Below are 22,428 nucleotides of genomic sequence, written 5' to 3'. Positions count from 1 at the left end.
GTTAATAACATAAATTCTGGAAAATAAATTTCCCCTATCGATATATATGGGATAGGGGAATTAAGTCTCTGAGTTTTTACGCCGAACTCATACTAGTATCAATAACCCTTATTCGCGTTTAACGGTTTTACCTCTTTTTTAAACGCTTCAATGGTAGATTTATATTTCTCGGAAATCTTTTCTTCGGTATAATTACCGTTTGCGGCCAGATTTGCACTTATAATTGCTTCCACTTGCTCGGTTATTTCCACTTGTTGGTAACCTGCATTAACCAGAAAATTATAAATAAGAGAGTAATCTTCACCCTGCAAAAAAATATAAGAGCCAGTTCGAAATTCCTCATCCCCTCCATAGATTTTAAGAGCAAAGCCCAAAGATTCTATGACCATGGCATAATTTCTATTATTTATTTCCTCGCAAAAATACCATCCTTCACATTCTTTAATGCTACCTTCTGGCCCTTCAAGTTCAAATTTACCCCGTTTTAATTTGCTTACTACATTCTCCAAATAAGCAGAATCGTAAGATAAGTTACCCGCCGCCTTCCGAAAATAACCGTTAATCCTTTCAGGTATGTCAGACTGTTTTTTCTGCAAAATATCATAGGCATACAATCTTCTATTTTGTGCTAGTGGAAATTCACGGTTTTTAAAGTCTATAAATGAGTTATACTCATTTAATGTTATAGGGATTTCTTCGTATTCAAATCCAGTGCCTCGCAATGTCATTGTATATTCGGCACCGTTATCTTTAAGGCGGAAGCTGATAAGAAAATTATCCATGGCGTGAACGATTTCATCTTTTGATGAAAGCACCTGATAACTATTTTTATCAATCTGTGTTGCTCTAAGAAAGAACTCCCTTAAAATTAACAGACTATCATAATTCGAAATCCAATCCCTTTTCTTAAATGCATGCTGAATATTATTAAAGAAATTATTTGAATGTATTTTTGTATGCGATGACTTTACAAATAACTCCACTGCACCAAAAAAATTATTGTGTCTGATCTTGGGTAACATATGACAACCTTATTATATTTGGTTATTCTATGTCGCCATTAAATATCTTATTAAAGAAGTAAACTATCAAAAAAAGCTCATTATTAAAACATAACTTATTAACGTTAGAATATTTACACTTTAAATACAATCCCTTTATATCTATAACTTTTTAGGTTGGAAACAAATCAGGATGGCAGAATCAGGAAATACACTGTTTCTGCCATATATATTTAATAAATAGAGACTCTGAACCCAGGATTCAGGAACGACTCGCGCGGGGTATAATCCAGCGGTTTACCCTGCCAGTCGTGAACGTGTGCTCCGGCCGCTGCCGCAACTGCGTGACCGGCAGCGGTATCCCAAATATTAGTTGGCCCGAAACGCGGATAGAGTTGAGCCTGCCCTTCCGCCACCAGGCAGAATTTCAGCGAAGAGCCGATAGACGTGGTTTGATGTTCGCCAAGCTGTTGCAGATACTCTTTCAGCTCCGCATCCGCATGGGAACGGCTGATCACCACCAGCGGCGGGCGCGCATCGCGGACCTGAATCTGCTTGCGTACACCGCACTCTTCTTTCCAGGCTTTGCCGTCTGCCGCGCTGTACATTACGTTCATTACCGGCGCATACACCACACCTAAAATCGGTTTGCCGTGGTCGATGAGCGCAATATTAACGGTGAATTCACCATTACGTTTAATAAACTCTTTAGTACCATCCAGCGGGTCTACCAGCCAGTAACGCTGCCAGTGTTGACGGACTTCCCAACCGGGAGGATCTTCTTCAGAAAGGACCGGAATATCCGGTGTCAGCGTACGTAAACCGTCCATGATAACGGTGTGTGCGGCAATATCCGCTGCCGTTACCGGAGAATTGTCCGCTTTGCTGACGACGTCCATCGGTTTCGTCCCGTCGTAGACCTGCATAATGGCATCGCCTGCATTCCGTGCAAGCTGGCATACTTGATCTAACATTTCTCCACCTCGTCTCTGTGAGCGGTGTTAACTTGTTGTTTTACTTATACCCTATCGTTAAAGAATGCGCCAACTGTGATAGTGTCATCATTTTCAAAGCGTTAAATTGTGGCATTCTTCACTGTTCTAAAAGTAAGAGGTTTATTCTCCCTTTTCTTTCGAATTCCCGATGATAAAAGGATGTCCCTGATGATTAAGTTTAGCGCAACGCTCCTGGCCACGCTGATTGCCGCCAGTGTGAATGCAGCGACGGTCGATCTGCGTATCATGGAAACCACTGATCTGCATAGCAACATGATGGATTTCGATTATTACAAAGACACCGCCACGGAAAAATTCGGACTGGTACGTACGGCAAGCCTGATTAACGATGCCCGCAATGAAGTGAAAAACAGCGTACTGGTCGATAATGGCGATTTGATCCAGGGGAGTCCGCTGGCCGATTACATGTCGGCGAAAGGATTAAAAGCCGGAGATATTCACCCTGTCTATAAGGCATTAAATACGCTGGACTATACTGTCGGCACACTCGGTAACCACGAGTTTAACTACGGCCTGGATTACCTGAAAAATGCACTGGCAGGAGCGAAATTCCCTTATGTAAATGCCAACGTCATTGACGCTAAAACCAAACAGCCCATGTTTACACCGTATTTGATTAAAGACACCGAAGTGATCGATAAAGACGGAAAAAAACAGACGCTGAAGATTGGCTATATTGGCGTCGTACCGCCGCAGATTATGGGATGGGATAAAGCTAATTTATCTGGCAAAGTCACCGTTAACGATATAACGGAAACTGTGCGCAAGTACGTACCTGAAATGCGCGAGAAAGGTGCCGATCTTGTTGTCGTTTTGGCGCATTCTGGTCTCTCTGCCGATCCGTATAAAGTGATGGCAGAAAACTCAGTTTATTATCTCAGTGAAATTCCGGGCGTTGACGCCATTATGTTTGGCCATGCTCACGCCGTCTTCCCGAGTAAAGATTTTGCGAATATCAAAGGGGCTGATATCGCCAAAGGCACGCTGAACGGCGTTCCGGCGGTAATGCCGGGCATGTGGGGCGATCATCTCGGCGTGGTCGATCTGCAACTCAATAATGACAGCGGAAAATGGCAGGTGACGCAGGCGAAAGCGGAAGCACGGCCAATTTACGATATCGCCAATAAAAAATCCCTCGCGGCGGAAGACAGCAAGCTGGTAGAAACACTTAAAGCCGATCACAACGCCACACGCCAGTTTGTCAGCAAACCAATCGGTAAATCTGCCGACAATATGTATAGCTATTTGGCGCTGGTGCAGGACGATCCGACCGTGCAGGTGGTGAATAATGCACAAAAAGCGTATGTCGAACACTACATTCAGGGCGATCCGGATCTGGCAAAACTGCCGGTGCTTTCAGCTGCCGCACCGTTTAAAGTCGGTGGTCGCAAAAATGATCCGGCAAGCTATGTGGAGGTGGAAAAAGGCCAATTAACCTTCCGTAACGCCGCCGATCTTTACCTCTATCCCAATACGCTGATTGTGGTGAAAGCCAGCGGTAAAGAGGTGAAAGAGTGGCTGGAATGCTCCGCCGGACAGTTTAACCAGATTGATCCCAACAGCACGAAACCACAGTCACTGATCAACTGGGATGGTTTCCGCACCTATAACTTTGACGTCATTGATGGTGTGAATTATCAGATTGATGTTACTCAGCCCGCTCGCTATGACGGCGAGTGCCAGGTGGTTAATGCCAATGCGGAAAGGATTAAGAACCTGACCTTTAACGGCAAGCCGCTTGATCCGAACGCGATGTTCCTCGTTGCCACCAATAACTATCGCGCTTACGGCGGCAAATTTGCAGGTACGGGCGATAGCCATATCGCTTTTGCTTCACCGGATGAGAACCGCTCGGTGCTGGCAGCGTGGATTGCAGATGAGTCGAAGCGTGCGGGAGAAATTCACCCGGCGGCAGATAACAACTGGCGTTTAGCACCGATTCCCGGCGATAAGAAACTGGATATCCGTTTCGAAACCTCTCCGTCAGATAAAGCCGCAGAGTTTATTAAAGAGAAAGGGCAGTATCCGATGAATAAAGTCGCGACCGATGATATCGGCTTTGCGATTTATCAGGTGGATTTGAGTAAGTAAAACACTTTTCCCGTCTATAGATATGAACCGCATCCGGCATTTATTGGCGGATGCGGTGCTGCTGCATCTTATCCGCCCTACAGGTCATGAACCGTAGGCCGAATAAGCGCAGCGCATCCGGCTGTTATGCCGCACGTTCATCCCGCACTGCCAGCACCTCAGGCAAATTCAACTCAATCCAGTCCGCCAGTGCAGCAACCTTTTCGCTCACCTGCTCGCCCAGCGGCGTGAGGCTGTATTCCACATGCGGCGGCACCACCGGATAAGAGATACGGTTAAGAAACCCATCCTGCTCTAACGCCTGTAACGACTGCGCAAGCATCTTTTCACTCACCCCACCCATCTTGCGGCGCAGGTCGCTAAAACGGTGCGTACCTTCGCGAAGCGCGACCAGAATCAATACCCCCCAACGGCTGGTGACGTGTTTCAACACCTCGCGCGACGGGCACTGTTCGGCGAAGAGGTTACCCTCTTTCAGTTGTTGCGACAGGCTAGCCTGGCTCATTCATACTTACCTTTTTGTACGTACTTACTAAAAGTAAGTTTAGGTGGTAGCGTATTTAAACACAAGACAAACCGATGGAGGCTTCCCATGATCGCAATTACCGGCGCAACCGGCCAACTTGGTCACCATGTTATTAACTCCTTACTGAAAACCGTTCCTGCCAGCCAAATAGTGGCTATCGCACGTAACCCGGCAAAAGCGCAGGCATTGAGCGCGCAAGGCATTACTGTACGTCAGGCTGACTACGGCGATGAAGCCGCACTGACATCTGCGCTTCAGGGAGTGGAAAAACTGCTGCTGATCTCTTCCAGCGAAGTGGGGCAACGTGCCCCGCAGCATCGAAATGTTATTAATGCCGCTAAGGCGGCGGGCGTGAAATTTATCGCTTATACCAGCCTGCTACATGCTGATACCTCCCCGCTCGGCCTCGCCGATGAGCACATCGAGACGGAGAAAATGCTGGCTGTTTCTGGCATCGCTTACACCTTGCTGCGCAACGGCTGGTACACCGAAAACTATCTCGCCAGCGCCCCGGCAGCACTGGAGCACGGCGTATTTATCGGTGCCGCGGGCGATGGCAAAATTGCCTCAGCTACGCGAGCTGATTATGCGGTAGCTGCGGCGCGCGTAATTAGCGAAGCAGGTCACGAAGGCAAGGTTTATGAACTGGCAGGTGATAGCGCCTGGACACTGACACAGTTAGCGGCGGAACTCACCAAACAGAGCGGCAAACAGGTTACCTATCAAAACCTGAGCGAAGCTGATTTCGCCGCGGCGCTGAAAAGCGTCGGTCTGCCTGACGGGCTGGCGGATATGCTGGCAGATTCTGACGTTGGCGCATCGAAAGGCGGCCTGTTTGATGACAGCAAAACGCTTAGCAAATTGATTGGCCGCCCAACGACAACATTAGCCGAGAGCGTAAGCCATCTTTTTAATGTTAATAACTAGTTAATTAAAGTGGCATCCTCCCGTATCCTCTCTGATAATGACGGGATGCGGGGAGCAATCATGTCTGCTTCCTGAACTTTCTTCTGACAGACCAATGGATGCCAGTAATGATTAGCGGCGTGCTGTACGCCCTGTTAGCAGGGTTGATGTGGGGGCTTATATTTGTCGGGCCGTTGATCGTGCCGGAATACCCGGCGATGTTGCAGTCGATGGGGCGTTATCTGGCGTTAGGGTTAATTGCGCTGCCCATTGCCTGGCTGGGACGCGTGCGTCTGCGTCAGTTGGCGCGTCGCGACTGGCTTACCGCCTTGATGCTCACCATGATGGGCAACCTCATCTATTACTTCTGCCTTGCCAGTGCCATTCAACGTACTGGCGCGCCTGTTTCCACGATGATTATCGGCACCCTGCCGGTGGTGATTCCTGTCTTCGCCAATCTGCTTTATAGCCAGCGTGACGGTAAACTCGCGTGGGGGAAACTCGCCCCGGCGCTGGTTTGTATTGGCATCGGCCTGGCATGTGTAAATATTGCTGAGTTAGACCACGGACTCCCCGATTTTGACTGGGCACGTTATACCTCTGGCATCGTGTTGGCGTTAGTTTCCGTGGTCTGCTGGGCGTGGTATGCCTTGCGCAACGCCCGTTGGCTGCGGGAAAACCCAGACAAACATCCGATGATGTGGGCAACGGCGCAGGCGCTGGTCACGCTGCCGGTTTCGCTCATCGGTTATCTCGTCGCCTGTTACTGGCTGAATACGCAAACGCCGGGCTTCTCCCTACCTTTTGGCCCCCGTCCGCTGGTGTTTATTAGTCTGATGATTGCGATAGCCGTGCTTTGCTCATGGGTTGGCGCACTCTGCTGGAACGTCGCCAGCCAGCGATTACCAACGGTGATTCTTGGGCCGTTGATTGTTTTCGAAACGCTGGCAGGTTTGCTGTACACCTTTTTACTCCGCCAGCAAATGCCGCCGCTAATGACGCTGAGCGGTATCGCGCTGTTAGTGATTGGCGTGGTCATTGCGGTCAGAGCCAAACCGGAAAAGCCTTTAACTGAATCTGTCTCAGAAAGTTGACACGCTGGCAGTGAGTTAAATAAGCCTCTGCTACGTAAGGGTTATAGCATTTGCCTTAAAGATGCATTTAAAATACATCTTATATTATTAAGAATGAGGTATCAGCTATGGCTTATCGCGACCAACCTTTAGGTGAACTGGCGCTCTCTATTCCTCGCGCTTCGGCTCTGTTTCGTCAATATGATATGGATTACTGCTGCGGCGGTAAGCAAACGCTGGCGCGTGCGGCGGCACGTAAAGAACTGGATGTTGACGTCATTGAAGCCGAACTGGCAAAGCTTGCTGAACAACCGATTGAGAAAGACTGGCGTAGCGCCCCACTGGCGGAAATCATCGACCATATCATCGTGCGCTACCACGATCGTCACCGTGAACAACTGCCGGAACTGATTCTGCAAGCGACTAAAGTCGAACGCGTTCACGCCGACAAACCGAGCGTGCCAAAAGGGCTGACAAAATACCTGACCATGCTGCATGAAGAGCTTTCCAGCCACATGATGAAAGAAGAGCAGATCCTCTTCCCGATGCTCAAACAAGGCATGGGTAGCCAGGCGATGGGGCCAATTAGCGTAATGGAAAGCGAGCACGATGAAGCGGGTGAACTGCTGGAAGTAATCAAACACACTACCAATAACGTCACACCGCCGCCGGAAGCCTGCACCACCTGGAAAGCGATGTATAACGGTATTAATGAACTGATTGATGACCTGATGGAGCACATCAGTCTGGAAAACAATGTGCTGTTCCCGCGCGCGCTGGCGGGTGAGTGATCTAAAAGCTGGATGGCATTGCGCCATCCAGCATGATAAAGCCGTTACTTCCGCAGTTCAGCAGTCCGCTTCTTACCAATAAACAACCAGCCCAACCCCAGCGCGATAAACCACAGCGGGGTAACCAGCAGCGCCTGGCGAGTGTCATCTTCCAGTGTCAGCAGCACGATCACGAACACAAAGAACGCCATACATACCCAGCACATCAGCTTACCGAGCGGCATCTTGTAGATTGATTTCTCATGCAGGTGCGGACGCTGTTTGCGATACACCAGGTATGAGCAAAGGATAATCGTCCAGACGAACATAAACAGAATCGCGGAAACAGTCGTGATCATCGTGAACGCGCCAATTACACTTGGATTCACATACAACATCACCACGCCGCCGAGCAGACAGATACAAGAGAAGGTCAGCCCTTTCGCTGGTACGGCGCGCTTAGAAAGTTTAGCGAACGCTTTCGGCGCAACACCTTCCTGGGCCAGACCAAACAGCATACGGCTGGTAGAGAAGACGCCGCTGTTAGCGGAAGACGCCGCAGAGGTCAGCACCACAAAGTTGATTACGCTGGCAGCCGCAGGCAAACCCACCAATACAAAAAGTTCAACGAACGGGCTTTTCTCCGGGACTACCGAACTCCACGGCGTCACGGACATAATCACAATCAGCGCGAAGACGTAGAACATAATGATACGGATCGGAATGGAGTTAATCGCACGTGGCAGTGATTTCTCCGGATCTTTCGTTTCCGCAGCGGTTGTACCGACCAGCTCAATCCCCACGAAAGCGAAAACCGCTATCTGGAATCCGGCAAAGAAGCCACTTAAACCTTTCGGGAACCAGCCGCCGTCATTCCACAAATGCGCAAACGACGCTTCCACACCGGTCGGTGACTGGAAGTGCATCATGACCATGACCAGGCCGACGACAATCAGTGACACGATGGCGACAATTTTGATCATCGCAAACCAGAACTCCATCTCACCGAACATTTTCACGGTAGCGAGGTTGAGCGTCAGCAGCAGCACTATCACCGCCAGCGAGGCAACCCAGTCGGAGAGATCGGGGAACCAGAACTGAGCATAGGCAGTGATGGCCACCACGTCCGCCATACCGGTAACCACCCAGCAGAACCAGTAGGTCCAGCCAGTGAAATATCCCGCCCATGGCCCCAGTAAATCGGAAGCGAAGTCACTAAAAGATTTGTATTCCAGATTCGAAAGCAGCAATTCCCCCATTGCCCGCATCACGAAAAAGAGCATAAAACCGATGATCATATAAACGAAGATGATCGACGGTCCGGCAAGGCTGATTGTTTTACCGGACCCCATAAACAGCCCCGTACCAATGGCCCCACCAATGGCAATAAGCTGGATATGTCGGTTTGTGAGATTGCGCCGTAGCGACTGTTCAGCCGGAGCCTGATCATCGGCAACGACTTTTACCTGATCTACCATGTTTTTTTCTTCCTGTACCTGTCTGTGTTGTTCAGGCTCTGCGGCCTTTAGTCAGTCTATGATACGACGAATCTGTATCGGGACTCATCGATATTAGGTAACAATACGCGGGATGAATACTAAGATTTAGATCTAATGTTAATTTTATGTTTAAAGTGAGTGTCATATCACGGTGATAACGCGAAACAGCTCACAAAAATACACGCTTACGTGGTCTTTGCAACACAAAATAGCGCCATTTGGCAAACTGAAGGGTTTATTGCTGAATGCCTGCTCCCCTCTGGCTCGAGGGGAACAGAATGCGCTGCTTAGAGGATTTCCAGCAGTTCGACTTCAAACACCAGGGTGCTGAACGGAGGGATGGACGCGCCTGCGCCACGCTCGCCATAGGCCAGTTCCTGCGGGATAGTCAGTTCCCATTTAGAACCTACCGGCATCAGAGTCAGTGCTTCAATCCAGCCAGGGATCACGCCGTTAACCGGGAATTCAGCTGGCTCGCCGCGAGCGACGGAGCTGTCAAACACGGTGCCGTCGATCAGTTTTCCGGTGTAATGAACACGAACGCGGTCAGTGCGTGCCGGAATTGCGCCTTCCCCCTGATTGATCACGCGGAATTGCAGGCCAGATTCGGTGCTATTCACACCTTCTTTTTTGGCGTTTTCTTCCAGGTATTTCACACCTTCAGCAGCCATCGCCTGGAAACGCTGACGACGAACGGCATCGGCGCGTTCGTGGATTTCACGCAGCGCGCGGTGCACCACATCAACCGGAACAGCCGGATGTTTGCCTTCCAGCGCATCGGCAATGCCTGCAACCAGTGCTTCTGGCAGCAGCCCTTCCAGGCCAGATTCACTCAGTTGTTGCCCTACCTGCAAACCAATGCCGTAGCTTGCTTGCGCTTCGATGGTGTCAAAAGTTGGGGTGGTCATCGTATTTCCTTTCTTAGGGTATAAAGTAGCGGGCAGCATATCAGCCACACTTCTTTGGGTAAAACTTTGTCGCGGGAATGATGACAAATCCCGGGGAAAAAGAAACAATAGCAATATCCCGTATGAATATAATAAAGGCGGGTTTACCACGGACATCATAGCGTTAGCTTATTCATAGGCTATGATTGAGGAACAAGACGCGGAGCAGGAGGAAACCATGCCCGGGCGCTTTGAACTAAAACCAACCCTGGAGAAAGTCTGGCACGCGCCGGACAATTTTCGCTTCATGGACCCGCTACCGCCGATGCATCGTCGGGGGATCATTATTGCCGCTATTGTATTGGTGGTCGGATTTCTACTCCCGTCTGATGATACGCCAAACGCGCCGGTGGTGACGCGTGAAGCACAGTTAGATATTCAGTCGCAATCACAACCGCCGACAGAAGAACAGCTGCGGGCGCAATTAGTCACACCACAAAATGATCCTGATCAGGTGGCTCCGGTCGCTCCAGAACCGATACAGGAAGGCCAACCGGAAGAGCAGCCGCAAACCTCGCAAGTGCAACCTTTCCAGCCAGATAGCGGAATTGACAATCAATGGCGCTCTTATCGTGTCGAACCCGGTAAAACAATGGCGCAGCTGTTCCGCGACCACGGACTGCCCGCTACCGATGTCTATGCAATGGCGCAGGTAGAAGGCGCGGATAAGCCACTGAGTAATTTGCAAAATGGGCAGATGGTGAAAATCCGCCAGAACGCCAGCGGCGTGGTGACGGGCTTAACCATTGATACGGGAAATAATCAACAGGTTCTGTTTACCCGCCAGCTGGATGGCAGTTTTATTCGCGCGCGGTAGATGAAGGGTCAACCAGAAGCCAGCTAAGGATCGTCTCTTTGATGACCTTACGCCTGGCTTCCAGTGCCTGCGGTGAAACCATACTGATGTGATAAACCAGGCCAAGCGTATGTTGGTTGATCAAATAATATCCTCCAAGAGCAGCAATATTAATATTCACCTGCAACGGGTCGATATCTGGCTTAAAAATATTGCGCCGTTTGCCTTCAGCTAATAATGACTCCATTAACTGTAAGTGTGCGTGGTTAATTTCTAAAAGGCGCTGTGATTTTGCATAATGCCCCCCTTTACTCTGGTTTTCACTATGCACAATTTTTAAAAACCAGGGGTTAGCAATGTAATAATCCCAGGTGAAATCGATAATTTTCTCAATGGCGCTTGTGTCTGGTTAACCTGCTGATTAACGAACTTACCGATACCGACAGCGTAGAATAATTACATACCGCATAACAAGAATGTATGGTGTAAGGCGTTGTCAGTCATCTCCCTCCCTGGGTGCATCGTTATATCCGTGATGAGCGATTTTTGATATTAATATCTTTTACTATCCGCTATTTTCACTACTTCAGAAAACAAACTTATTTTTATTAATATCGATTCTTTTTCTGTGAGCATTTAACTACGATATTTATAAAAAAATTAAACAGGCAAAAATACAATGACATTACCAACGACTATTTATTCATTTCCTGCATATTCACCCCGTTTTTCGTCCACCGACAAACCAGTAAAATTAAAATTTCATCAATACACACGCGCTACATTACTGTCAAATCGTGGAAGAGATCATAATTGCGATGGCAGACGTACTGTTGAGATCCACAAACTAGATCTCTCAGACTGGCAAGCATTCAATAAGCTAGCGACGAGGTGTAATACTTACGATGGAATAACAATGAATGGTGATAATTCTTTTGGATGGAACCATGAAGCTACATTAGATAATATTCACGCCCAGAAATACAATAAAGCTTACGCGGGTGCGCGGTTAACCGCAGAACTGAAATATTTATTGCAAGATGTCGAATCCTTCGAACCCAACAGTAAATACACAATACACGAAGTGGTTTTGGGACCTGGTTATGGTACTCCAGACTATACCGGCCAAACGATAGGATACGTTGTAACCCTTCCTGCCCAAATGCCTAATTGCTGGTCATCTGAACTACCAACAATCGATCTTTATATCGACCAACTTCGCACTGTTACAGGCGTTTCTAATGCCCTCGGATTCATCATTGCTGCATTGCTAAACGCGTATTCTGATTTACCCCATGATTTGAAAATTGGTCTACGTTCCTTATCAAATTCAGCCGCAATCTACTCGGGTTTAGGTTTCGAGCGAGTGCCGCAGGACCGAGACATAAGGAGTGATCGTATGCATCTAACGCCAGCAAACCATCCTGACTTATGGACACAAGAGAATGGTGAATGGATCTACTTGCGAAATTAATGCCTGACGAAAAATAGAAAGCAAAACGCCGACCAATGGTCGGCGTTTTTACGTCTCGTTGAATAACGAATTATTCAGCTACTACGTTTACGATCACTTTCGCGAATACTTCGCTGTGAACCTGGAAGCTCACTTCGTGTTCGCCAGTGGTACGCAGAACGCCGTTCGGCAGACGAACTTCGCTCTTAGCCACTTCAACGCCAGCTGCAGTTACAGCGTCAGCGATGTCGCGAGTACCGATGGAACCGAACAATTTACCTTCGTCGCCAGCTTTAGACGCGATGGTAACAGTTTCCAGTGCATTGATTTTCTCAGCGCGAGCATTAGCAGCTGCCAGAACTTCAGCCAGTTTAGCTTCCAGTTCAGCGCGACGTGCTTCGAAGAATTCAATGTTTTTCTTGGTAGCTGGAACAGCTTTACCCTGCGGTACCAGGAAGTTACGAGCATAGCCCGCTTTAACGTTTACCTGATCACCCAGGCTACCCAGGTTTGCTACTTTATCAAGCAGAATAACTTGCATTACCTTATCCTCTCAAAGTCGTATTAATGGACCGTGACCGATTACTGATGGCGATCAGTGTACGGCAGCAGGGACAGGTAGCGAGCGCGTTTGATAGCGCGAGCCAGCTGACGCTGGTATTTTGCACGGGTACCGGTGATACGGCTTGGGACAATCTTACCGCTTTCGGTGATGTAGTTTTTCAGCGTAGCGATATCTTTATAGTCGATCTCTTGAACGCCTTCCGCGGTGAAACGGCAGAACTTGCGACGACGGAAATAACGTGCCATATGGCTAGTCTCCAGAATCTATCAATTCAATCTGCTCGGCATGCAAAACCATTTTGCTCAGACCGTTCTTTGCCTTGTGGCATGAAATGAACCCCTGAACGGTTATGCGACTGCCGACCGTTATACTGTGAGTAATGGCCTGGTTTTCGTGTCCGCTAACAATAACGGGCATTTGACACCACGCCTGCCGGTGAAAGCCGGCTTCCTCCTGCACAGAACGATGCTCAAGCACGAACTGGCAGTGAGGAATTCCTGATGGACTGACCTTTCGAAGGGGAGTCCTGCACACGGTGCCGGACAACACCAGACGGTTGGTCATCAGAAATTACTCTTCAGAATCCCCAGCTTCAGCATCATCAGCGGTTTCGTTTGCGAAATCATCGCGACGCTCACGGCGCTCGTCTTTCGCTTTAACCATCGGAGATGCTTCGGTAACAGCGTGCTTGGTACGCATAACCATGCTGCGGATAACGGCATCGTTGAAGCGGAAGGTAGTTTCCAGCTCATCGATCACTTCCTGCGGAGCTTCAACGTTCATCAGAACGTAGTGTGCTTTGTGCAGTTTGTTGATCGGGTAAGCCAGCTGACGGCGGCCCCAGTCTTCCAGACGGTGGATCTTGCCTTCTGCACCAGTGATGGCAGCAGTGTAGCGCTCGATCATGCCCGGAACCTGTTCGCTCTGGTCAGGATGGACCATAAAAACGATTTCGTAATGACGCATCGAATTGCTCCTTACGGATTATTCAGCCTCCTGTCTGGGTCAGCCGAATCCCGGGGAGGCAAGGAACGTGTTAAAGGTCGGCTGAAAAATGACGCGTTATAGTACTGACATACCCCGCTAAACTCAAGGCCAGCCGACAAATAAATCTCATCTTTCACCAAATCGTACTAACACGCTGATTTGAAGTTCATCACACTTCATCATGGTGTTTTTTTGAACAACTGCATCAGAAATGGTCACCATCCACTTCTTTATCATTGATTAAAATTAAATCAGAAGATCACCACAAGAGGAGAGCACACAAAGTCAGCCGTCGAGGAGGTATCTATGTTCAGCCGTGTTTTAGCCCTTCTGGCTGTGCTTTTGCTAAGTGCAAATACATGGGCAGCCATTGAAATTAATAACCACCAGGCCAGAAATATGGACGATGTGCAAAGCTTAGGCGTGATTTATATCAATCATAATTTCGCCACTGAAAGTGAAGCACGTCAGGCATTAAATGAAGAGACAGATGCGCAGGGCGCAACGTACTACCATGTGATTCTGATGCGGGAACCGGGGAGTAACGGCAATATGCACGCCAGCGCGGATATTTATCGCTAGCACCAGGTATAACCAACGAAACATTGCCATAGTTTGCTTTGCCCCCTTCTCAGGGGGCTTTTTTTGAAAAACGGCTGCGGACTTAGACCAGTTATCTCCCGAAGAAGGAAATTTCCGCAGCGCGTGTTTTACTTCTGCCCGTAATAGGCGTTAGGACCGTGCTTACGCATGAAGTGTTTATTCATGAGATAGCTGTCGATGTGATTCAGTTGTGGGTTAATGCCGCGGGCAATCCACGCCATTTTCGCCACTTCTTCCATCACCACCGCGTTATGCACCGCATCGTGAGCATCTTTCCCCCAGGCGAACGGCCCGTGCTGATACACCACAATTCCCGGCGTATGCAGCGGCTCGGCGTCACCCAGCGTTTCGATAATCACTTTGCCAGTGTTTAGCTCGTATTCCCCCTGCACTTCTTCTTCGCTTAACCCGCGCGTACACGGGATATCGCCAAAGAAGTAGTCAGCGTGCGTGGTGCCTAATGCCGGGATCGCCAGCCCCGCTTGCGCCCATGCGGTGGCATGCGTGGAATGGGTATGGACAATGCCGCCAAGCGACGGATAACGACGGTAGAGTTCAAGATGCGTCGCAGTGTCGGAAGACGGACGATACTCCCCTTCCACCACCTTGCCGCTCATATCAACCACCACCATATCGTTCGCTTTCATGCTTTCGTAGGCAACGCCGCTGGGCTTGATCACCACCAGCCCGCGTTCGCGGTCAATGGCGCTGACGTTGCCCCAGGTAAAGGTCACCAGCCCGTAACGCGGCAGATCCATGTTGGCTTCAAATACCTGCTGTTTCAGCTTTTGCATTATGCCGCCTCCACCATGCCTGCTTTAGCCATGCGCGCTTTCACCCAATCACGCGCTTTCGCCACTTCTGCCGCCGGGTCTTCCGCCGTTTCGCTCCACATCTCAATCAGGTACGGCCCGCAATAGCCACTCTGTTTGAGCGTTTCAAAGCAACGTTCGAAATCCACCACACCCTCGCCAAACGGCACGTTTTTGAAGACGCCTGGTTTGGTGTCTTTCACATGCACCGCGACGATATGCCCGATTCCGGCCTGCAACTCCATCTGCACGTCGTTGTCCCACGCCGACAAGTTGCCGATATCCGGGTAGAGCTGGAACCACGGGTTGTTAAGATAGTGCGCGTAACCCAGCGCCTTGCTGATGGAGTTCATCAACGGGTAATCCATGATCTCCATTGCCAGCGTCACCTGCGCGCGGCTCGCCATCTCAACGCTCTCTTTCAGGCCGTCACGGAAACGACGACGCGTTTCGTTATTGGCTTCCTGATAGTAAACGTCGTAGCCCGCCAGTTGGATCACGCGAATACCGACATCCTGGGCGAACTGGATAGCTTTGCGCATAATCTCCAGCCCCTGCGCCCGCACTGCGTCATCTTCGCTGCCCAGCGGGAAACGACGATGAGCAGAAAGGCACATGGATGGTACGCGCACGCCGGTTTCAACAATCGCGTTCACCAGCGCCAGACGCTGCTCGCGGCTCCAGTCAAGGCGCGAGAGGCGATCGTCCGTTTCATCTACCGACATCTCGACAAAATCGAAGCCTAACGTTTTTGCCAGTTGCAGCCGTTCCAGCCAGCACTCCCCGGCGGGAAGCGCTTTTTCGTAGATGCCAAGCGGGATTTGTTTGGACAACATATCCGCTCCTTAGCCCCACAGTTCGGCGATGGAACGTTTGAACTGACGCGCGGCTTCAACCGGAGAGGCTGCATCACGGATACTACGCCCAGCGATAAACACATGAATCGGAATGCCTTTGAACAGCGGCAGGTCTTCCAGCGCCAGGCCACCGGTGACGGTGACTTTGAAGCCCATATCGGAAAGACGTTTGATCGCGGTGATATCCGCTTCGCCCCACGCCACGCCTGCGGCCTGCGCGTCACGGCTGCGGTGATAAACCACCTGCTGGATACCTGCGTCGCGCCACTGCTGCGCCTGTTCCCAGGTCCAGTAACCGGTCAGTTCGATCTGCACGTCGCCATTAAACTCTTTTGCCACGTCCAGCGCGCCTTTGGCGGTGTTGATATCTGCACAACAAATCACGGTCACCCAGTCAGCGTTGGCTTCGAAGCACATACGAGAAAGGATTTTGCCCGCATCGGCGATTTTGGCGTCTGCCAGCACGATTTTGTGCGGATAAAGCGCTTTCAGATCGCGAACCGCACGCACGCCTTCGCCCACGCACAGAATGGTGCCCACTTCGATAATGTCGACTTCTTCGGCAATCAGGCGAGTAGTTTCGTAGGCGCTAGCCATAGTCTGGTTGTCCAGCGCGACTTGCAACATCGGTAATGACATTTTCAATTCCTTCTTAAGCAGCCGCGTTGGTGCGGTCAATGAGATCCAGGACTTCCTGCTCGGTACGGCAGGCGCGTAAACGGTCGAAATTCTCTTCATCTTCAAACAGGTTGACGATCTGCATGATGCCCACTTCCTGATGCGTGTTGGCATCGACCGCCGCCATCGTGATGAGGATATCCACCGGGTCGTTATCTTCGTGGTTGAACTCCAGCGGCTTTTTCAGCGTCACCAGTGCAAAACCGGTTTTCTTAACGCCCTCTTCCGGGCGACCATGCGGCATTGCCAGGCCCGGTGCGAGCACAAAGTACGGACCGTGCTGTTCAACCGCATCCAGAATCGCCTGGTAGTAACGCGGCTCGACAACATCCGCCGCCACCAGCAGGTCAACGCCGATTTTCACTGCGTCCTGCCATGTCTCAGCTTCAGCCTGCAGACGGATAGATTTATTCTCCGCCAGCGAATCACGTAATTTCATAGCGCGCCCTTACTTCACGTCCTGCGGGAAATGTTCTTTGATCACTTCCAGCAGTTTCGGGCCAAAGTCAGCAGGAGAGAGCATGTTGCGCACGCCAACGACATATTTGTTGCCGGTCACGGTGATCTCGCCCGCGATGTGCGTAGAAGCGATGATGATATCCGCGCCGCTCAACTCGCTTTTGTATTCACCAACCGCGCAGCTGTTTACCGTGTGGTCGATGTTCGACTGGGTTAAAAACTGGTCCACTTTCATTTTCATGATCATGGAACTGCCTTGTCCGTTACCACACACAGCCAGAATACGTACGGTCATAATCAAAACTCCTTATTAAGCAGACTGTTCTGCCAGTTGTTTTTCTGCATCTTCTTCTGCGCGCAGCGCGCGGCCAGCGAAGAACATATAAGCCAGTGCAATGACAATGATGACGGCCATAAAGGCGATGCCGATGGAGAAGAAGCCCTGCATCATCGGTGGTGCCAGAATCGACCAGTCCGCCATGCCCATCCAGGCGCTCATACCGGTAAGTTTCACCGCCCAGACGCAACCAAAGATTTCAATCATCCCCATCACCAGACAAATCTTCAGCGCCGCGCGCCAGCCACCGAAGTGGTTAGCAAACACGCCGATGGTGGCATTAGAGAAGAACATCGGGATAAAGCCAGGGATAATCAGAATGGAAGAGCCGCAGGCGACCAGGATGCCAACTGCAATCAGTTGACCGATGGTGCCCCACATAAAGCCCCAAACCACAGCGTTCGGCGCGAAGCTATAGATGGCCGCACAGTCAATCGCCAGAACCGCACCGGGGATCAGGCGCTGGGAGATACCGTTAAACGCTTCAGAGAGTTCCGCCACAAACATGCGCACGCCCTGAGTGATGATGAAGATCGCCACCGCAAAGGAGAAACCGGTTTGCAGGATGTACACCGTCCAGTTCACTTTACCTGCCATCGCCTGCACGGTGTCGATACCGAAGGAGAGCAAAATGGCACCAAAGAAGATGGTCATGACAATCGCCGTGGAGACGATGTTGTCGTGGAAAATATTCAGCCAGCCTGGCAGTTTGAGGTCTTCAACGCTTTCCTCTTTTTTGCCGAGGAACGGCGCAACTTTATAAGCAACCCATGATGCAAACTGTTGTTGGTGACCGATGGAGAAACCACAGCCGTCCGTCACTTCCTGAGTTGGCTTGTACATCATGTTGGAGGTGATGCCCCAGTAGAGCGAAACCAGAATCGCGGTGCAGATAATGGTGGTCCACATGGAGTAACCAAAGATAAACAGCGTAACGGCAATCAGCCCCGCCTGCTGGAACATGATGTGACCCGTCAGCATGATGGTGCGAATACCGGTAATGCGACGCAGCAGCACGTAACAGATGTTCAGCGCCAGTGCCAGCAACACCGCGTAGCCCACCCAGCTATAGGCATCGCCCATACGTTCGATGGTAGCCATCATGGAAGCGTAAGTATCGGAAATCGCACCATTGATGCCATAAACCTCCGACATTTTCGCCACCACCGGTTTGAAGGTGCTGGTCAGGATGCCGGACCCGGCCTGCAACAACATGAAACCAATAATGGTTTTAATCGTACCTTTGATAATCACGCTGACACTTTTGCGCAGCAGGATGTAGCCCAGACAGGTCACAATACCCAGCAGTAACGGGGCATTAGTCATGACCTGGTTAAAAAACACGGTAAAGATGTTGTAGAGGATCTCCATAACGATCTCCTGAAGAAGAGGTAACCGGGTATTCCGCACACCCGGAATGTTGTGCACTCACTCTAATTTTCAAAAGTAATCACAACAAGATTATTTATGATTAAATGTGACGCGACACGCAAATAATTCCACATAGAAAGCGTGGAATTCACACAATGCAAAACTTATTAATTAAAATTCATGTAGTTAATTAAATATCACAATCCTTTTCATCTTTAATGCCTTAAAATCAACAACTACTCATCAGGCAAAAAGTCAAAAAATGGTCATTGCCTTCCTGAAAAAATAGTGTCAGGATTAATCAAAACCAATCAAATATTGATTCAAATTGAACCATAATGAAGGTAAATGGCGATGAGTAAAGTGAAAAGTATCACCCGTGAATCCTGGATCCTGAGCACTTTCCCGGAGTGGGGTAGCTGGTTGAATGAAGAAATTGAACAAGAACAGGTAGCTCCTGGCACATTCGCGATGTGGTGGCTAGGCTGCACCGGGATCTGGCTGAAATCGGAAGGTGGCACCAACGTTTGCGTCGATTTCTGGTGTGGTACTGGCAAACAAAGTCACGGTAACCCACTAATGAAACAGGGTCACCAGATGCAGCGCATGGCTGGCGTGAAAAAACTGCAACCGAACCTGCGTACCACCCCATTTGTTCTTGATCCCTTTGCGATTCGCCAGATCGACGCGGTACTGGCAACTCACGATCACAACGATCATATCGACGTCAACGTCGCTGCTGCCGTGATGCAGAACTGCGCTGATGACGTGCCATTTATCGGGCCGAAAACCTGCGTGGATTTGTGGATTGGCTGGGGTGTGCCGAAAGAACGTTGCATCGTGGTCAAACCGGGCGATGTCGTTAAAGTGAAAGACATTGAAATTCATGCCCTTGACGCGTTTGACCGTACTGCACTGATCACTTTGCCTGCCGATCAAAAAGCGGCTGGCGTACTGCCAGACGGCATGGACGATCGCGCGGTAAACTACCTGTTCAAAACGCCGGGCGGTACCCTGTATCACAGTGGCGATTCCCACTACTCTAACTACTATGCGAAGCACGGTAACGAGCATCAGATCGACGTGGCATTAGGTTCATACGGTGAAAACCCACGTGGTATCACCGACAAAATGACCAGTGCTGATATCCTGCGTATGGCAGAAGCGCTGAATACAAAAGTGGTTATCCCGTTCCACCACGACATCTGGTCAAACTTCCAGGCCGATCCGCAAGAGATCCGCGTACTGTGGGAGATGAAAAAAGATCGCCTGAAGTATGGCTTCAAGCCGTTTATCTGGCAGGTCGGTGGCAAATTTACCTGGCCGCTGGATAAAGACAACTTCGAGTACCACTATCCACGTGGTTTTGACGATTGCTTCACCATTGAACCGGATCTGCCGTTCAAGTCGTTCCTGTAATCTGTCGTTTATACCGGATGGCGTGGAGAAGTTCGCGCTATCCGGCGTAGTATTTCCTGGCTATTTCAAATATCATCTAAAAAAATCAAATTTTATCGGAATAGCTCATGACTGAAGCACAAAGACATCAAATTCTCCTGGAAATGCTCGCACAATTGGGCTTTGTGACCGTTGAGAAAGTCGTTGAGCGTCTGGGAATTTCGCCTGCTACCGCTCGACGCGATATCAATAAACTTGACGAAAGCGGCAAACTGAAAAAAGTGCGCAATGGCGCAGAAGCCATTACCCAGCAGCGCCCACGCTGGACGCCGATGAATCTGCATCAGGCGCAGAACCATGATGAAAAAGTACGTATCGCTAAAGCAGCCTCGCAGCTGGTGAATCCCGGCGAAAGCGTCGTCATCAACTGCGGTTCCACCGCGTTTCTGCTTGGGCGGGAAATGTGTGGCAAGCCAGTGCAAATCATTACTAATTATCTACCGCTGGCGAATTACCTGATCGATCAGGAGCATGACAGCGTGATTATCATGGGCGGCCAATACAACAAAAGCCAGTCCATCACCTTAAGTCCACAGGGCAGCGAAAACAGTCTCTATGCCGGGCACTGGATGTTTACCAGCGGCAAAGGACTGACCGCAGAAGGGTTGTATAAAACCGATATGCTGACGGCAATGGCAGAGCAGAAGATGTTGAGCGTGGTAGGGAAACTGGTGGTACTGGTTGATAGCAGTAAGATCGGCGAACGTGCGGGGATGCTCTTTAGTCGTGCAGATCAAATCGATATGCTGATCACCGGCAAAAATGCTAACCCGGAAATCCTGCAACAACTGGAAGCGCAAGGGGTCAGCATTCTGCGTGTTTAAAGATGCTGCTGGAAAAATGTCACGGCAGCATCTAATGCCTCAGGCGTAATGCGGTGACGCACGCCTGGCTGCCATGAACAGGTTAGCAGTTTATCCCGTCCCGTCTCGATTAAGGCCTGCTGCAAACGTAGTGATTCGTCGGCAGGCACGACGTCATCGTCAAGGCCATGCCACAGCAGTAGAGGTCTGTCACCAAGTTGTTCCAGATGGTTTGTCGCTTCCCACTCTGCCAGCGGCGCGACAATGTTATTGAATTCATTCTGCTGTGCTGCCGTTTCAGGTATCAGCGGTGGAAACAGTGAACGGGCGAGCGATGTAAAATAGCCCGATCCCATCATGCTGGCGGTACATTTCACCGTGGGGTGGCGAGCGGTAATTCCCAGTACCGTCATCGCGCCCATCGACGCGCCACCGACTGCCAGACGGTCAGCAAGCAGCCAGTTTTCTTCGGCTATTGCCGCACGTAAGGTAGTGAATTCCTGCATACTTTGTAGCAAAATTTGCCAAAATTGATTTAACCGCCGCGCTGCGTCGCCCCTAAAACGGCTACCGTGATCGGGCGCATCCGGCATGATTACCCGCAAACCAGCCTGCGCCAGCGCAACGGCAAAATAGCTATACACCAGACTGGACGAAGTAAAGCCGTGATAAAAAATCACGCACGGTAACGGGGTATCTTTTTGCCCGACAGGATAAGCATGAAGAACGGGAATATCTGCCAGCACGCGCGAGTCTATTTCAATCATCTGTCTCTCCTTTTTGTCTGGTATGACATGAAGAAATCCTTAGCACAAGTTTCTGCTGGCGGTATTAGTTCATAATGTTGAGATGTGGGTTACGCTTTCATCACGTTTTCATTCGAAAATCGCGTACCAGGTAACAATTCGGGAACATTCCCCCAAAGTTAAATTAATAAGGCACTACACTATGGTTAGCAGGAAACGTAATAGCGTTATTTACCGGTTTGCCAGTTTATTATTGGTGTTGATGTTAAGTGCCTGTAGCGCACTGCAAGGTACGCCACAGCCAGCACCGCCAGTAACGGACCATCCGCAAGAGATTCGCCGCGACCAGACGCAAGGGTTACAGCGAATAGGTAGCGTAAGCACGATGGTTCGGGGTTCTCCGGATGACGCATTAGCAGAAATCAGAGCGAAAGCTGTCGCTGCAAAAGCTGATTATTACGTTGTCGTCATGGTGGACGAAACCATCGTGACAGGACAGTGGTATTCACAAGCCATTTTGTACCGTAAATAAATCAGACAACTTACATAGTCAGCTTTACATTGCTTTGCGTCCCTATGCGTTTACCTGTGCACAATAAATTACCGGCTGGAAGCTCGGGCGTTTATTACCGCGATGGAATGCCCTGCAACATGTGGGGAAACGAAAAATGGAG

At 50.0% G+C, this 22,428-nt stretch carries 26 protein-coding genes and 1 pseudogene; 10 read left to right on the top strand and 17 right to left on the bottom strand.

Annotation, left to right across the window (positions count from 1 at the left end; genetic code table 11):
* Positions 1 to 98 precede the first annotated feature (98 nt).
* Together BEB54_RS14340 and cysQ are read right to left on the bottom strand one after the other, a co-directional pair.
* Positions 99 to 1,022, bottom strand: coding sequence for a hypothetical protein (locus BEB54_RS14340; protein WP_088144808.1), 924 nt, complete (start codon positions 1,020 to 1,022; stop codon positions 99 to 101).
* Positions 1,023 to 1,234: 212 nt separating this feature from the next.
* Positions 1,235 to 1,975, bottom strand: coding sequence for a 3'(2'),5'-bisphosphate nucleotidase CysQ (gene cysQ / locus BEB54_RS14335; RefSeq protein ID WP_000886904.1), 741 nt, complete (start codon positions 1,973 to 1,975; stop codon positions 1,235 to 1,237).
* Positions 1,976 to 2,164: 189 nt separating this feature from the next.
* Between cysQ and cpdB the strand changes: the two genes are divergently transcribed.
* On the top strand, positions 2,165 to 4,108 hold the full coding sequence (cpdB, locus tag BEB54_RS14330) for a 2',3'-cyclic-nucleotide 2'-phosphodiesterase (RefSeq protein ID WP_088144809.1): 1,944 nt from the start codon (positions 2,165 to 2,167) through the stop codon (positions 4,106 to 4,108).
* A 124-nt stretch (positions 4,109 to 4,232) separates the two neighbouring features.
* On the opposite strand, the gene BEB54_RS14325 is transcribed toward cpdB, so the two are convergent.
* Positions 4,233 to 4,613, bottom strand: coding sequence for a winged helix-turn-helix transcriptional regulator (locus tag BEB54_RS14325; RefSeq protein ID WP_000075980.1), 381 nt, complete (start codon positions 4,611 to 4,613; stop codon positions 4,233 to 4,235).
* 87 nt (positions 4,614 to 4,700) lie between these two features.
* On the opposite strand from BEB54_RS14325, the gene qorB reads away from it, so the two are divergent.
* From qorB to ytfE, 3 genes are all read left to right on the top strand, one after another.
* Positions 4,701 to 5,561, top strand: a complete 861-nt coding sequence (gene qorB / locus BEB54_RS14320; RefSeq protein WP_088541514.1) for an NAD(P)H:quinone oxidoreductase — start codon at positions 4,701 to 4,703, stop codon at positions 5,559 to 5,561.
* A 107-nt stretch (positions 5,562 to 5,668) separates the two neighbouring features.
* The gene (locus BEB54_RS14315) at positions 5,669 to 6,634 is read left to right on the top strand and encodes a DMT family transporter (RefSeq protein ID WP_105277368.1); all 966 of its coding nucleotides are present in this window, start codon (positions 5,669 to 5,671) and stop codon (positions 6,632 to 6,634) included.
* 107 nt (positions 6,635 to 6,741) lie between these two features.
* Positions 6,742 to 7,404 carry an iron-sulfur cluster repair protein YtfE gene (ytfE, locus tag BEB54_RS14310; RefSeq protein ID WP_105277367.1) on the top strand — a complete coding sequence of 221 codons (663 nt, stop codon included), beginning with the start codon at positions 6,742 to 6,744 and terminating at the stop codon, positions 7,402 to 7,404.
* A 44-nt stretch (positions 7,405 to 7,448) separates the two neighbouring features.
* Here ytfE and cycA read toward each other — a convergent pair whose 3' ends face one another.
* Together cycA and fklB are read right to left on the bottom strand one after the other, a co-directional pair.
* Entirely contained in the window at positions 7,449 to 8,861 is a 1,413-nt protein-coding gene (gene cycA, locus BEB54_RS14305) for a D-serine/D-alanine/glycine transporter (RefSeq protein ID WP_000228352.1), read from the bottom strand.
* A gap of 308 nt (positions 8,862 to 9,169) precedes the next feature.
* On the bottom strand, positions 9,170 to 9,790 hold the full coding sequence (gene fklB / locus BEB54_RS14300; protein ID WP_000211225.1) for an FKBP-type peptidyl-prolyl cis-trans isomerase: 621 nt from the start codon (positions 9,788 to 9,790) through the stop codon (positions 9,170 to 9,172).
* 217 nt (positions 9,791 to 10,007) lie between these two features.
* Here fklB and ytfB point away from each other — a divergent pair, with 217 nt between their 5' ends.
* Positions 10,008 to 10,646, top strand: a complete 639-nt coding sequence (ytfB, locus tag BEB54_RS14295; protein WP_105277366.1) for a cell division protein YtfB — start codon at positions 10,008 to 10,010, stop codon at positions 10,644 to 10,646.
* Here the strand turns inward: ytfB and BEB54_RS28615 are convergent.
* Positions 10,630 to 11,034 (bottom strand): annotated as a pseudogene (locus BEB54_RS28615) (TetR/AcrR family transcriptional regulator); the annotation flags it as partial. The gene ytfB and the pseudogene BEB54_RS28615 overlap by 17 nt on opposite strands.
* Before the next feature lie 270 nt (positions 11,035 to 11,304).
* On the opposite strand from BEB54_RS28615, the gene BEB54_RS14285 reads away from it, so the two are divergent.
* Positions 11,305 to 12,099, top strand: coding sequence for a DUF2686 family protein (locus BEB54_RS14285; RefSeq protein WP_105277365.1), 795 nt, complete (start codon positions 11,305 to 11,307; stop codon positions 12,097 to 12,099).
* Positions 12,100 to 12,169: 70 nt separating this feature from the next.
* On the opposite strand, the gene rplI is transcribed toward BEB54_RS14285, so the two are convergent.
* From rplI to rpsF, 4 genes are read right to left on the bottom strand one after another with little or no spacing between them, the layout of a single operon-like run.
* Positions 12,170 to 12,619: a 50S ribosomal protein L9 gene (rplI, locus tag BEB54_RS14280; protein WP_001196062.1), complete on the bottom strand. Its 450-nt coding sequence runs from the start codon at positions 12,617 to 12,619 to the stop codon at positions 12,170 to 12,172.
* Positions 12,620 to 12,660: 41 nt separating this feature from the next.
* Positions 12,661 to 12,888 (bottom strand): 30S ribosomal protein S18, encoded by a 228-nt coding sequence (gene rpsR / locus BEB54_RS14275; protein WP_000135199.1) that lies wholly within the window; start codon positions 12,886 to 12,888, stop codon positions 12,661 to 12,663.
* Positions 12,889 to 12,892: 4 nt separating this feature from the next.
* Positions 12,893 to 13,207: a primosomal replication protein N gene (gene priB / locus BEB54_RS14270; RefSeq protein WP_001296681.1), complete on the bottom strand. Its 315-nt coding sequence runs from the start codon at positions 13,205 to 13,207 to the stop codon at positions 12,893 to 12,895.
* Between the two features lie 6 nt (positions 13,208 to 13,213).
* Positions 13,214 to 13,609, bottom strand: a complete 396-nt coding sequence (rpsF, locus tag BEB54_RS14265; RefSeq protein WP_001216676.1) for a 30S ribosomal protein S6 — start codon at positions 13,607 to 13,609, stop codon at positions 13,214 to 13,216.
* 327 nt (positions 13,610 to 13,936) lie between these two features.
* On the opposite strand from rpsF, the gene yjfY reads away from it, so the two are divergent.
* Positions 13,937 to 14,212: a DUF1471 family protein YjfY gene (gene yjfY, locus BEB54_RS14260; RefSeq protein ID WP_000492914.1), complete on the top strand. Its 276-nt coding sequence runs from the start codon at positions 13,937 to 13,939 to the stop codon at positions 14,210 to 14,212.
* A gap of 128 nt (positions 14,213 to 14,340) precedes the next feature.
* Here the strand turns inward: yjfY and ulaF are convergent, their stop codons facing one another.
* Genes ulaF through ulaA form a run of 6 tightly spaced genes read right to left on the bottom strand, consistent with a single transcriptional unit; the run spans position 14,341 to position 18,747 of the window.
* Positions 14,341 to 15,027, bottom strand: a complete 687-nt coding sequence (gene ulaF / locus BEB54_RS14255; protein ID WP_001170788.1) for an L-ribulose-5-phosphate 4-epimerase UlaF — start codon at positions 15,025 to 15,027, stop codon at positions 14,341 to 14,343.
* Complete coding sequence (ulaE, locus tag BEB54_RS14250; RefSeq protein ID WP_000949498.1) at positions 15,027 to 15,881, bottom strand: L-ribulose-5-phosphate 3-epimerase UlaE; 855 nt, start codon at positions 15,879 to 15,881, stop codon at positions 15,027 to 15,029. The genes ulaF and ulaE overlap by 1 nt, the downstream gene beginning before the upstream one ends.
* Positions 15,882 to 15,890: 9 nt before the next feature.
* Entirely contained in the window at positions 15,891 to 16,541 is a 651-nt protein-coding gene (ulaD, locus tag BEB54_RS14245; RefSeq protein WP_000056740.1) for a 3-keto-L-gulonate-6-phosphate decarboxylase UlaD, read from the bottom strand.
* 13 nt (positions 16,542 to 16,554) lie between these two features.
* Entirely contained in the window at positions 16,555 to 17,019 is a 465-nt protein-coding gene (gene ulaC / locus BEB54_RS14240) for a PTS ascorbate transporter subunit IIA (protein WP_000776505.1), read from the bottom strand.
* Between the two features lie 9 nt (positions 17,020 to 17,028).
* Positions 17,029 to 17,334 (bottom strand): PTS ascorbate transporter subunit IIB, encoded by a 306-nt coding sequence (gene ulaB, locus BEB54_RS14235; protein WP_000218362.1) that lies wholly within the window; start codon positions 17,332 to 17,334, stop codon positions 17,029 to 17,031.
* A gap of 15 nt (positions 17,335 to 17,349) precedes the next feature.
* The gene (gene ulaA, locus BEB54_RS14230) at positions 17,350 to 18,747 is read right to left on the bottom strand and encodes a PTS ascorbate transporter subunit IIC (RefSeq protein ID WP_105277364.1); all 1,398 of its coding nucleotides are present in this window, start codon (positions 18,745 to 18,747) and stop codon (positions 17,350 to 17,352) included.
* A 354-nt stretch (positions 18,748 to 19,101) separates the two neighbouring features.
* On the opposite strand from ulaA, the gene ulaG reads away from it, so the two are divergent.
* Positions 19,102 to 20,166 carry an L-ascorbate 6-phosphate lactonase gene (ulaG, locus tag BEB54_RS14225; RefSeq protein WP_001353507.1) on the top strand — a complete coding sequence of 355 codons (1,065 nt, stop codon included), beginning with the start codon at positions 19,102 to 19,104 and terminating at the stop codon, positions 20,164 to 20,166.
* 107 nt (positions 20,167 to 20,273) lie between these two features.
* On the top strand, positions 20,274 to 21,029 hold the full coding sequence (gene ulaR / locus BEB54_RS14220) for an HTH-type transcriptional regulator UlaR (protein WP_000133631.1): 756 nt from the start codon (positions 20,274 to 20,276) through the stop codon (positions 21,027 to 21,029).
* On the opposite strand, the gene yjfP is transcribed toward ulaR, so the two are convergent.
* Entirely contained in the window at positions 21,026 to 21,775 is a 750-nt protein-coding gene (gene yjfP, locus BEB54_RS14215; RefSeq protein ID WP_105277363.1) for an esterase, read from the bottom strand. The two genes, ulaR and yjfP, sit on opposite strands and share 4 nt — an antisense overlap.
* Before the next feature lie 181 nt (positions 21,776 to 21,956).
* Between yjfP and bsmA the strand changes: the two genes are divergently transcribed.
* Complete coding sequence (gene bsmA, locus BEB54_RS14210; protein ID WP_000254636.1) at positions 21,957 to 22,286, top strand: biofilm peroxide resistance protein BsmA; 330 nt, start codon at positions 21,957 to 21,959, stop codon at positions 22,284 to 22,286.
* Positions 22,287 to 22,428: the final 142 nt, after the last annotated feature.

It is taken from the genome of Escherichia sp. MOD1-EC6021, assembly GCF_002965245.1.
GTDB lineage: Bacteria > Pseudomonadota > Gammaproteobacteria > Enterobacterales > Enterobacteriaceae > Escherichia > Escherichia coli_F.
This window is presented reverse-complemented; position numbering and strand designations above follow the sequence as displayed.